Below are 11992 nucleotides of genomic sequence, written 5' to 3'. Positions count from 1 at the left end.
TAAAGATTTAAAAATCTAAAAATCCAAAGATCTAAATTATGACTGAAGAAATTGAATTTATATTAGATAGTACAAAAGAATCTATGACAGGTTCTATTGCGCATTTAGAAAAAGAATTTTTGAATATTCGTGCAGGAAAAGCATCTCCGGCTATGCTTGGAAGTGTTTTTGTAGATTATTACGGATCTGCTACACCACTTTCTCAGGTATCAAAAATTAGTGTTCCTGATGCCAGAACAATCACGTTGCAACCTTTTGAAAAAAATATGCTGCAAGTAATTGAAAAAGCAATTATGGTTGCCAACATTGGTTTTAATCCAATGAATAACGGTGATGTAATTATCATAAGCGTTCCCGCATTAACTGAAGAAAGAAGACGCGATCTTGCTAAGCAAGCCAAAGTAGAAGCCGAAGATGCTAAAGTGGGTATTAGAAATGCAAGAAAAGATGCAAATACAGATATTAAAAAATTAGAAAAAGAAGGAACATCAGAAGACATTTGTAAAAGTGCCGAAGAAGAAGTTCAAAACTTAACCAATACGTTTATCCGTAAAATTGATGAACTTTTAGTAGTGAAAGAAGCTGAAATTATGAAGGTGTAATTTCCTTTCAAACTATATTAAAAATCCGTCTTGTTAGTATAACGAGACGGATTTTTTTATTGCTATTTTTGCAATACCAAAATGAGATTATACCCGTTTTGTAGTAAACCCTATTTATGAAGCAATTGTGTTTGTTATTCTTTTTTTTAACGCTTTCGCTACAGGCGCAATTTCAGGTCAATGGAATTGTGAAAGAATCTACTACCAACAAACCGTTGCCGTTTGCCACGATTACCACAAATAACGGCCTAAATGCCATTTCCGATGTCGATGGAAAGTTTAGTATTATAACTGTAATTCCCTTTACAGCTTTTGATATTTCTTATATTGGTTTTACCAAAGCTAGGATTACCATCGAAAAAAACAAAAATTATTATGTAGTTGTTCTTTCCCAAAAAACGGATAATTTGAATGAAGTGAAAATTTCAAATGAAAACCCGGCTTTGGCAATTATCAGAAAGACAATCGAAAACAAAGACAACAATAATCCACAAAAAAAGCTCCGCAGTTTTGAGTTTAAATCCTACAATAAACTCATTGTAACCGCAAATCCTGACTCTATTGATGGAAGAATCGATTCTGTTTTTGTACAAAAGTCTTTTGGAAAACAATTCTCAAAAATTGACTCGTCTGATTATAAATTTAAAGACATCATTAGTAAACAACATCTTTTTCAAACCGAAAAAGTATCACAATATCAATTTTCAAATAGTACATTAAAAGAAACAATATTAGGCACCAAAATGGCGGGTTTCAAACAACCTGTTTATGAAATCATTGCTTTTAACTTGCAGTCTTTCTCTATTTACGATTCCAGCTACGAGCTTTTTGAAACCAAGTACAACAGTCCAATTGCAAATGATGCGCTAAACGATTACAACTACAAACTCTTGGATTCACTTATCATTGACGGTAGAAATACCTATATGATTTACTTCAAAAACAAGAAAAAAAGAAAAGCATCAGGACTGGAAGGCGTACTTTATATTGACCAAAATAACTTTGCTGTCGCCAAAGCGGTAATGCGCATAAAAGGCGTTCTTGACATTAGCGGAATTCATGATTTTAAGTACATTCCAAGTGAAAAATTATGGTTCCCAACGGACAAAACGTTTAAAATTGTAAAAGGCAAGAATGATGACGATATAAAAATCCTTGGCGGAACGATCCAATTTGATGGCGATGTAGAACAAGATTTTAAAGAAAGAAAAAAGGTTGCCTCTGATTTTACATATTTGTTTTCGCACACAAATAATTTTGAAATTCAGTATAATACTCCAATAAAAATTAAAAAATCGGCAATTTATATCGAAATCAAAGACGATGCGATTAACAAACCAGAAGGTTTTTGGAACACCTACAGAAAAGACAGTTTAGACAGCCGAAGCCAAAAAACGTATTTGGCTTTGGACAGTATTTCAGTTAAAAAACGAATTGAAAGTCGCATCCGTTTTGGCCGAAAAATCATCAATGGATACTTACCTATTGGGAAATTCGATTTAGACTTACGTAAATTATTTAGTTATAATAATTACGAAGGATTTAGATTGGGAATTGGCGGAGTCACTAATGAACAATTTTCAAAAAAATTCAGAATCGAAGGCTACACCGCTTATGGAACTAAGGATGGTAATTTCAAATATAATTTAGGGATGGCAACTCGCGTAGGTAAATTTTCTAATTCGTGGATTGGTGTTTCCTATACTGATGACATTCGAGAAATTGCAAGCACCGTGTTTACAATTGATAAAAAAGCATTCAAAATCTATGATCCAAGACCTATAAACATCAGTACATTTTACAATTATGTAAGTTGGAAAACATTTATAGAAACCAAAATTATTCCTAAAACAGAAAGTTTCTGGGAGCTTTCCCGTGCCGCAATAGAACCAAAATTTAATTATATATACAACCTCAACGAGAAATTATATACGAGCTATGTTATGACCACCGCAATGGTTTCTTTGCGTTGGAATCCATTTAGCGATTATATGCAAACGCCTACGGGACGAATTGAAGTAGAAAAACGCTTCCCGAAATTCACTTTTCAATACACACAATCCCTGCCTAAGGTTATGCAAAATGATTTTGAATTCAGCAAATTTGATTTCAAAACTGAGTATGAAAAAAAATATCTAAACGGGCAAAAAACAAGTTTACTTTTCGAAGCCGGTTATGCTCTTGGCGATGTACCGCTGACACATTTGTACAATACGTCTCCTAATAATATTACCAAAGAAACTATTATGCAGAGAATCACTTTTGCTGGAAAAAACAGTTTTGAAACTATGTTTTTTAATGAATTTTTCTCCAGTCAATATGCTTATTTTCAATTCAAACATGGCTTTAGCCGCGTAACATTATTCAAAAAAGTAAAACCTTCCTTAGTTCTTGTTTCAAGAGTGGCTTGGGGAAATTTACGAAAACCCGAACAACATGTTGGATTGGATTACAAAACCTTGGACAAAGGTTATTTCGAATCTGGAATAGAACTGAACCAAATTTACAATGGATTGGGATTAGGCGGATTTTACCGTTACGGACCCAATCAACTGAGTGAATTTCAAGATAACATAGCGGTAAAAATAAGTTTCGTTCTTAATCTGGGGCTTTAATGGCTCGAAACGAATTTCAGTCCAATAATAGAACTGATTAAAGTGGTGATGAAAAATATGCGCCAAAAATCAGCTGGTTCTTTAAACACAAAAATTCCAACAAGAACCGTCCCCACTGCTCCAATTCCGGTCCAAACCGCATAAGCAGTCCCAATTGGCAATGTTTGTGTGGCTTTATAAAGCAACACCATACTTATTGTCAAACAAACCAAAAATCCGCCCAACCATAATGCTGATGTCGTTCCTGAAGTTTCTTTGGCTTTGCCTAAACAAGTAGCGAAACCCACTTCAAAAAGACCGCCAATAATTAATAATACCCAATTCATATTACTGTTTTAAAATTAATACCGACGGAACGCCACTCAACCAATCACTTCTAGAATCCACGAGCGCTTTCCAACTTTCGAGACTAATCAGCATTAAATCCTGCTGCGCCAAAAATTCCTCTTTAATTATTTTGTCGGTTATCAGAACTATATTATTTGGATATTTTTGTTCCAAAGAATCAACAGCGCTATTCATTACAAAGTTCGTCGTAAGATGTCCATTTACATCCAAAATGACAATTTTAGAGTTATTATTGTACACTAATTTCTGAATATAATCAATCACAAAAGAATCTTCGGGACTGAAAATAGGGATAAAAACATGGTTAACGTGCTGCAAATCTTTATCAATCAAAATCCCGATTGGCATTTTGGTTTTAGAAATAATCTGTCTGGTTCTTTCGTCAAAAGGAGAGTTTTCAAACAAACCTTCTTTTCCGGTGAACTTATCAATCAAACGATCCGGATTGATAATTCTGGTGGTAAAACCGATTACTTTTCCAAGAATGGTACCTTCAAATATTGATTTCCCTAAACCTATCAGTAACAAATCATAATCGCCTTGATTGGCTACATCAGCAATCTCAGTTTCAATATCCATCGTTGCTTTAAAAATGGTGGTAATATCCTGTTTTAACAATTGGGATTCTTCAACAATGGGATAAAAACTATTTTTTTCTTTGTCTTCCATGTTAAAAGTATGCACTTCGTCACTTAAAGACAAATGCATCACGGTAATACTAGAGGTGCTTTTCTGTTTTTTCATCAAACTATTGGCTAATCGCAACAAGGATTTTCCTTTTTCATTGTTACCAAATGAGATTAAAATTCGGTATTTATTATGGTTTGTTTGTTCTATAATTTCAACTCCATCTTTAGTTTTAAAGATGTAATTAATTAAATCCAAAGCCGGTCCCGTCATAAAAGTAGTGACCAGCGCCATAATCACCATCATGGTAAAGACTTCTGGAGTCAAAACTTTAAGCTCTAAACCAATGTTCAACACAATCAATTCCATCAAACCTCTAGTATTCATCAAAGCGCCTATTGTTAAACTGTCACGCCAACTCTGACCAACAAATTTGGCTGCCAAGGCACTTCCTAAAAATTTCCCAACTACAGCTACCAAAATAATAAAACCAGTAACTTTCCATAAATACGGATCGTTTAGAAGACCAATTTCTGTTTTCAAACCCGTAAATACGAAGAATAAAGGCAGTAAAAGTATCAACGCCACATCCTCTACTTTTTCTATGAATATGGTTCTGAATTTTGGAACATCAGGCATAATTGCTCCTGCCATAAACGCTCCAAATAAAGCATGAATCCCAATCACTTCGGTAGCATAAGACGAAATAATAAGCACCAGAAAAAAGATGGCCACAACTGGTTTGATAATAGTATCTTTTGAACCATATAAATCTCCAATTCGCTTTAGAAATGGCTTTACAATATAAATCATAGCTATAACATAAAGCACTGCCAACATAATGATGTATAAAGAACTAACGAAAGTTCCTGCTTTGACAATGGCAATTACCACCGCCAAAATACACCATGCCGTAATATCATCGGCAGCAGCACAAGTAATGACAATCGCCCCAAGTTTCGTTTTATGAATTCCTCGTTCCTGCACGATTCTAGCCAATACCGGAAATGCGGTGATACTCAACGCAATTCCCATAAACAAACTAAAGGAAAGAAATTTAACCCCTTCAGGAGCAAATCGATTGTACACAAAATAAGCCAATCCAATCCCAAGAGCAAATGGAATTACGATACTCGCATGACTGATGACCACCGCTTCATTAGCTTTATTTTTCAGCACTTTCAAATCGAGTTCCATTCCGATGACGAACATAAAAAGGATTAATCCTATCTGACTTAAAAATTTTAAATTCCCTAAGGACTCAGCGGGAAATAAAGCCATAGAAAATTCCGGAAAATACAATCCCAATAAAGACGGCCCGAGGACAATTCCAGCAATAATTTCCCCAATTACGGAGGGCTGACCAATTTTCTTGAAAATCCATCCAAAAACACGGGCAACAAGGATTATGGTTATAATTTGAGCCAAAAGAATAGCCAAAGGATCTTGAAAATTGTGTTGCATCGAAGTTAGAAAATCGCCCCAAGAACCCTTTCCGCTTTCAGGTGTAACTATTGTTTCTGCCACTTCTAAACGTTTCCCTTTGGTTATAATCCAATACATCAAAGCAGTAAAACCGCCTGTTATCACCAAATAAAAAACTGTGTTTTTATAATTCTTCATATACTATTTTATGTCAGCATTCTCAACTGTCAACCATGACGATGAGAATTCAAATGTATTAATTATATCTCAAAAAAATATTTAATTACAAATAAAATAAAGTTGCGTTAATATTGGCATTTACATTTAAAAAGTTTCCGTTAAAACAAATGATTTATAGCGGTTTTAACTACCTTTACCGACGTTAAACAGGAAATATGATCAAGTGGTTTAGTTTAGGATTTTGGGAATTAATAGCCCGAATTGTCCTTAGAAATAGAATTTTAATGTTATCCATTATTGTTGTGATAACTGGGCTATTAGCACTACAATGGAAAAATATCCACTTCACTTTTACCGAAGCCAATTTATTACCGGATGACAATATTGTAAATATAGAGTACAACGCCTTTTTGAATAAATTTGGCGAAGAAGGAAATCTGGTCATCATCGGTGTAAAAGATGACGCCATATTTACCCCAAAAGCCTATGCTTCTTGGAGTAAAATGATGAATACGCTGAAAGAAGACAAAGCGGTTGATTTAGTGGTTTCCTTAAATGACTTAAAGAAATTACAAAAAAATGATTCGCTGGAAACCTTTGAACTGGTTCCTTTTGTGGACCAAAGCAAAACCGTTGACCCCGCGTATCTTCAAAAAATAAAAAAAGAACTTTTTAATGATTTGCCTTTTTACGAAGGATTACTATTCAATAAAAGATCTGGAAGCATACGTTCGGCCGTTTACATGGATAAGAAAATTGTAAACACGGCAGCCCGAAAAGATTTTGTCCTTGAAAAATTAGTTCCCGCGGTTGAAACATTCGAAAAAGAAACCGGAATCGACCTGCGTGTCTCAGGAATGCCGTATATCCGAACGCTGAATGCAAAAACCATTACTGATGAAATTAGCATCTTTATTGGAGCTTCATTATTAGTTACTTCACTGCTTTTCTTTTTCTTTTTTAGAAGCTTTAGAGCGACGTTAATATCATTGATTATTGTTATTATTGGCGTGATGTGGTCTTTTGGATTTTTAGGCTTATTGAATTACGAAATCACGGTTTTAACGGCTTTAGTTCCGTCTTTGATTATCGTAATCGGGATTCCGAATTGTATTTTCCTGACCAATAAATACCATCAGGAATATAAAATTCACCACAATAAAGTCAAAGCTTTACAACGTGTCACCACCAAAGTGGGAATGGCTACCTTAATGACGAATCTAACTACAGCGATTGGTTTTGCTACGTTTGTGGCGTCAAACAATCAATTATTATTAGAATTTGGTGTGGTTACTTCTATCAATATCATGGCACTTTTCTTTTTGTGCATTATTGTCATCCCTATTTTTCACAGTTATATTCCAGCTCCTAAAGAACGCCACATTGAGCATTTAGACCGCAATTACGTAAAACTTTTCATGGATTGGATTCTGCGAAATGTAAAATACAATCGTTTTTCAATTTATGTCGTTTCCATTGTTCTTCTTGTAATTAGTATTATAGGAATCTACGAAATGCGCATTTCCGGTAGTTTGATTGAAGATATGCCTAAAAAAGAAGCGTTTTTTGAAGACATTCTTTTCTTCGAAAAAGAATTTGATGGTGTGATGCCACTCGAAATCATGATTGACACCAAGCGCAAAAAAGGAGTTATGAAATTGTCTACGCTGAGGCGAATGGACGAACTGGAGGAAACCATTGACGAAATCCCGGAATTATCTAAACCTATTTCTATTGTGAATCTGGTAAAATATTCCAAGCAAGCGTATTACAACGGGAACCCCGATTATTACGATTTACCAAGTTCACAAGAACAGTCGTTCATCTTGTCCTATGCTAAAAATGCCACCAAAAATTCTAAAGATAATTTGATGAAAAGTTACGTGGATTCCACAGGACAATTTGCCCGAATCACGACTTTCATGCGCGATGAAAACGGCGATAATATTGCCAAAATTGAAGCTGAAATTCGCAAGAAAGCCGATAAAATTTTCCCGTCAGATCAATACAAAGTCACTATCACCGGAAAAGCTTTGGTTTTCCAAAAAGGAACCGGATACCTGCTGGACAATTTACTTTCTTCGCTGGCATTTGCTTTTTTCCTGACTGCGTTTTTGATTGGTTTTATGTTCCGTTCGTTCAAAATGGTACTGGTTTCTATTATTCCAAATTTACTGCCGTTAATGTTAACCGCAGGAATCATGGGCTTTCTGGATATTCCATTGAAACCATCTACGATATTAGTTTTCGGAATTGCATTTGGACTTTCGGTGGATGATACTGTGAGATTCCTTTCCCAATACCGTGAGGAATTAAAGAAAAATAACTGGAAAATCCGCAAATCCGTTTACGCCACATTTACAGATGCCGGTTTGAGCATGTTCTATACTTCTATTGTATTGTTCTTTGGATTTTCGGTGTTTATGTTGTCCAGTTTTGGCGGAACAATTGCACTTGGCGGATTGATTTCGTTGACATTATTATTCGGAATGCTTTCAAATTTGATGTTGTTGCCAGCTTTGGTACTAACCTTGAACAAAACCTTGGCCAACGAACAAGATTTTATCGAACCCAAAATTGATATCATCGAACCAAGTGATGCCGAAATTGACGATTTAGAAAAGAAAAAAATTGGATAATTAAGAACTATTTTTCCGCCAGAATCTTGGAGACATGACGTTTTTTCTGTTTTTCACAAAAAACAAAAACGTTTTCTATTTACACGCATTGTGTTTCTTACCCATATTATTGGGGTAATTTTATTTTATTTTCAACAAAAATTGATAAATTAAGACCTCAAAATTTACGAGATATTTAAATAAAGTTGCCATTGGTAGGTAATTAAACAATAGTAAACCGCTGATTTCGTTCTGCTGAAAAATATAACTTATTTTTACAAGCATAGAAGAACAGAAAACTTACAATAGAATAAAAAAACTCCTGTGCTATTTGTTTAAGAGCAACAGTTCTGTTTTTTAATTTCACAAATAATACTAAGACTGCAAAATATGACGCACCACATTTCTGAGGAACAAAAATTAGCCGTTTCTGATAATTACAGAAATTGGAAAAAATGGGGGCCGTACTTAGCCGAAAGACAATGGGGAACTGTTCGTGAAGACTACAGCCAAAATGGTAATGCTTGGGAATTCATAAACCACGATAGAGCTCGAAGTAACGCCTACAGATGGGGCGAAGAAGGAATTGGCGGTTTTTGTGATTCTCGTGAAATACTATGCTTGGCTCCTGCATTTTGGAACGGAAAAGATCCTATACTCAAAGAACGTTTATTTGGTTTAACCAATAATCAAGGTAATCATGGTGAAGATGTAAAAGAACTATACTTTCATCAAGTTTCAACACCATCTCATTCCTATAATAAATATCTTTACAAATATCCTCAAAACGAGTTTCCTTACGAAGAGTTAATTGTAAAAAATCGACGCAGTCGGGAAGAAACAGAATTTGAATTATTAGATACAGCTAGCTTTACTGATAATGCATATTTTGATTGTTTTATCGAATATGCAAAAGCAGATGTTGATGATATCTTGATGCAAATTACAGTAATCAATAGAGGTGCAACAACCGCTACAATTCATGTACTTCCACATTTATGGTTTCGTAATTTCTGGAAACACAACGATAGACATCCACGACCAAATATGGAATCTGTTGCAAATAACACTATCCTATCCACTAGTAGCCGAAACGGATCCTATTACTTATATCATCTCGAAGGAGAACAACTCTTTTGTGAAAACGAAACCAACAACAAGCGCATATACAATGCTCCTAATGAGTATGAATTTGTAAAAGATGGAATCAATAACCACGTTATTAGCGATGAACCTACCGTAAACCCAGAAAAATTTGGAACTAAAGCTGCCATTTGGCACAAGTTTGTTTTAAAACCAGGAGAAGAAAAAATCGTAAAAATACGGTTGAGTAATGTGCCGCTGGAAAATCCTTTTACTGATTTTGATACTGTTATTGAAGCTAGAAAAGAGGAGTGTGAAACATTTTACAGCGAAAAAATAAGCGCGGAAATTCCTAAAGAGCAACAAAAAATTGTAAAAGATGCTTTTTCAGGATTGTTGTGGACCAAACAATTTTATTATTATGATGTATTCAAATGGCTTTATGGAGGACCAGAAGAGACACCTCCAAATCGCTCAGACAAACGAAATGCCAGCTGGAAACATTTGACAAACAGACACGTAATTTCGATGCCTGACAAATGGGAATACCCATGGTATGCCGCCTGGGATCTTGCTTTTCATATGGCTTCGTTTGTTGAAATTGACCCTTATTTTGCTAAGCAGCAACTCCTACTAGTACTACAAGAAAGCTATATGCATCCTAATGGCCAAATTCCCGCTTATGAATGGAACTTTAGTGATGTGAATCCGCCTGTTCATTCATGGGCAGTATGGACTGTTTATGAAAAAGACTTAAAACGTACTGGTAAAACCGATACTGAATTTTTAGAAACTGCTTTCCAGAAACTCCTCGTGAATTTTACGTGGTGGGTCAATCAAAAAGACACCAGTGGAACAGATTTGTTTGAAGGTGGCTTTTTAGGATTAGACAATATTGGCGTTTTTGATCGCAACCACATGCCGGAAGGAATCAAAAAAATGCAGCAAGCTGATGCTACGAGCTGGATGGCCATGTTTTCCTTAAACATGTTGCGTATGTCACTTGAATTAGCCAAAACCAATAAAATTTACGAAGAAATATCAGCTAAGTTTTTCAGGCATTTCCTCAATATTGCATGGGCAATGCATCACATAGGAAAAAAAGATCTTTCCTTGTGGGACGACCAAGACAATTTTTATTACGATGTTGTTGAAATGTCTGATGGCAGCACAGAACGCTTGAAAGTTCGTTCCCTAGTAGGCGTAATTCCAATGTTCGCTGTAGAAATTATGCACAAAGAGCTATTCGAACAATTGAAAGATTTTCAAAAAAGAGCAAACGAAATTATAAGAACTCGTCCGGATCTAGCCTCATTAATATCCAACTTAGAAACTGCTAACAAAGATGGTAATTTTCTATTTTCGATTATGCGTGGTTTTAGACTAGAGCATCTTTTAATTCGCTTACTGGACGAAAAGGAATTCCTATCGGATTATGGAATTCGATCTCTTTCTAAATATCATAAAGACAACCCTTTTGTTTTTGGAAGAGAAGGACATCATAAAATTCAGTACGAACCTGGCGAAAGCAGGTCTGGTATGTTTGGGGGAAATTCTAATTGGCGTGGACCTATCTGGATGCCACTGAATTATATGATCATACAATCTCTACGCAAATATTACACTTTTTACGGACCTACTTATTTGTATGAATTCCCAACTGGTTCCTCAAATAAACTTAACTTAAATGAAATTGCAAACGAGTTAACAAAAAGGCTAGTCAAACTTTTTGAACGAGATGAAAATGGAAAATACCAGTACCATGCTGATGATTCAAATCATGTTTTCTCTAATGAAGAGCATTTTAAGGACCAGCATTTTTTCTATGAGTTTTTTGATGGAGATACCGGTAAAGGTTTAGGCGCTTCGCATCAAACCGGATGGACCGCTCTTATTGCTAATTTAATTCTAGAAATGGACAATAATCAATAAAAAGCTATAATCAATTACTAAAATTCCCGTTTTTCAGAGCGGGAATTTTTTTATGATCTTGGTTTATTAAGTCCACGATCATAAAGAACAATGCTTCCTGCAACAGAAACGTTTAAACTTTTCTCCGATTTGAATTTTACGAGGTAATGACATTTTGCAATGGCTGCTTTCGATAGCCCATTATCCTCAGCACCCAATAGATATACACAACGTCTTGGATGTTCAAAAGTTTCTAAATCAGTTGCATTTTCATCTAATTCGACACCTACTAGGCGAGCGCCTTTTGGCAAGTTTTTATAGAAATCTTCAAAAGTTTCATAATGAAAGTAAGGGATGGACTTTACAGCATTATGCGTATCGCAAGCCTGCTTCGCGTAGCGATTACCAATTGTAAAAATATAACTTGCACCAAGATTTTGTGCTGTGCGCCATAATACACCCAAGTTCTCAGGAGTTTTACCGTTTTGAATCCCAATACCAAAATACTCTGTTACAAAATTGTCGTTCATGTGGCAAAAATACAAAGTGTTAGTCGGTTTTTCAAATTTTGATTTTCAAAGTG

7 protein-coding genes are annotated in these 11992 nt (G+C 35.2%); 4 read left to right on the top strand and 3 right to left on the bottom strand.

All coding sequences use genetic code 11. The features are described from left to right. The first annotated feature begins 38 nt into the window (after positions 1-38). On the top strand, positions 39-602 hold the full coding sequence (gene frr, locus ACNQF6_RS02215) for a ribosome recycling factor (protein ID WP_113634119.1): 564 nt from the start codon (positions 39-41) through the stop codon (positions 600-602). Between the two features lie 116 nt (positions 603-718). Continuing rightward, positions 719-3217, top strand: a complete 2499-nt coding sequence (locus tag ACNQF6_RS02210; RefSeq protein ID WP_417962820.1) for a DUF5686 family protein — start codon at positions 719-721, stop codon at positions 3215-3217. Here ACNQF6_RS02210 and ACNQF6_RS02205 read toward each other — a convergent pair. Beyond that, positions 3214-3543 carry a DMT family transporter gene (locus tag ACNQF6_RS02205; RefSeq protein ID WP_417962819.1) on the bottom strand — a complete coding sequence of 110 codons (330 nt, stop codon included), beginning with the start codon at positions 3541-3543 and terminating at the stop codon, positions 3214-3216. The genes ACNQF6_RS02210 and ACNQF6_RS02205 overlap by 4 nt on opposite strands. 1 nt (position 3544) lies before the next feature. Continuing rightward, the gene (locus ACNQF6_RS02200; protein WP_417962817.1) at positions 3545-5815 is read right to left on the bottom strand and encodes a cation:proton antiporter; all 2271 of its coding nucleotides are present in this window, start codon (positions 5813-5815) and stop codon (positions 3545-3547) included. A gap of 197 nt (positions 5816-6012) precedes the next feature. Here ACNQF6_RS02200 and ACNQF6_RS02195 point away from each other — a divergent pair, with 197 nt between their 5' ends. Continuing rightward, positions 6013-8436 (top strand): efflux RND transporter permease subunit, encoded by a 2424-nt coding sequence (locus tag ACNQF6_RS02195; RefSeq protein WP_417962816.1) that lies wholly within the window; start codon positions 6013-6015, stop codon positions 8434-8436. 369 nt (positions 8437-8805) lie between these two features. Beyond that, positions 8806-11430, top strand: coding sequence for an MGH1-like glycoside hydrolase domain-containing protein (locus ACNQF6_RS02190; RefSeq protein WP_417962814.1), 2625 nt, complete (start codon positions 8806-8808; stop codon positions 11428-11430). Between the two features lie 50 nt (positions 11431-11480). Here ACNQF6_RS02190 and ACNQF6_RS02185 read toward each other — a convergent pair whose 3' ends face one another. Then, complete coding sequence (locus tag ACNQF6_RS02185) at positions 11481-11939, bottom strand: RNA methyltransferase (protein WP_113634124.1); 459 nt, start codon at positions 11937-11939, stop codon at positions 11481-11483. Between the last annotated feature and the right edge of the window lie 53 nt (positions 11940-11992).

Source organism: Flavobacterium pasteuri (assembly GCF_048286615.1).
Classification (GTDB): Bacteria; Bacteroidota; Bacteroidia; order Flavobacteriales; family Flavobacteriaceae; genus Flavobacterium.
The sequence above is the reverse complement of the archived record's forward strand: the minus strand, read 5'-3'. Positions and strand labels throughout refer to the sequence as shown.